Genomic DNA, 784 nt, shown 5'->3' with positions numbered 1-784 from the left:
CGCCCTATTCAGACTCGCTTTCGCTACGGCTCCGTGTCTTCCACTTAACCTCGCATACGATCGTAACTCGCCGGTCCATTCTACAAAAGGTACGCCGTCACACATTAACGTGCTCCGACTACTTGTAGGCACACGGTTTCAGGTTCTCTTTCACTCCCCTCCCGGGGTGCTTTTCACCTTTCCCTCACGGTACTGGTTCACTATCGGTCACTAGGTAGTATTTAGCCTTGGGAGATGGTCCTCCCGGATTCCGACGGAATTTCACGTGTTCCGCCGTACTCAGGATACACTCCGGAGAGAATTCTTTTTCGATTACAGGGCTGTTACCTTCTGCGGCATACCTTTCCAGGTATCTTCATCTAAAGAATTCCTTTGTAACTCCGTGTGGAGTGTCCTACAACCCCAAAAAGCAAGCTTTTTGGTTTGGGCTGTTTCCGTTTCGCTCGCCGCTACTTGGGAAATCGCATTTGCTTTCTCTTCCTCCGGGTAATGAGATGTTTCAGTTCCCCGGGTCTGCCTTCCATATCCTATGTATTCAGATATGGATACTGCTCCATTACGAACAGTGGGTTTCCCCATTCGGAAATCCTCGGATCGAAGTCTACTTACGACTCCCCGAGGCATATCGGTGTTAGTCCCGTCCTTCATCGGCTCCTAGTGCCAAGGCATCCACCGTGCGCCCTTATTCACTTAACTATCTTGGAATAAGCGTTTCACTAAATTTAATAGCCTTGCTTTAAAGTTTGATGTCGTTGTTACTCTTATTTAGTTTTCAAGGTACAAA

1 rRNA gene is annotated in these 784 nt (G+C 48.1%); it reads right to left on the bottom strand.

Going from position 1 to position 784, the window contains the following annotated elements:
• Positions 1-696, bottom strand: a 23S ribosomal RNA gene (locus AB1K81_RS18540); the annotation flags it as partial.
• Positions 697-784: the final 88 nt, after the last annotated feature.

Source organism: Ornithinibacillus jepli (assembly GCF_047228935.1).
Classification (GTDB): Bacteria; Bacillota; Bacilli; order Bacillales; family Amphibacillaceae; genus Ornithinibacillus.
Note: the sequence above shows the minus strand (reverse complement) of the source record. Positions and strands in the feature narration are given on the sequence as shown.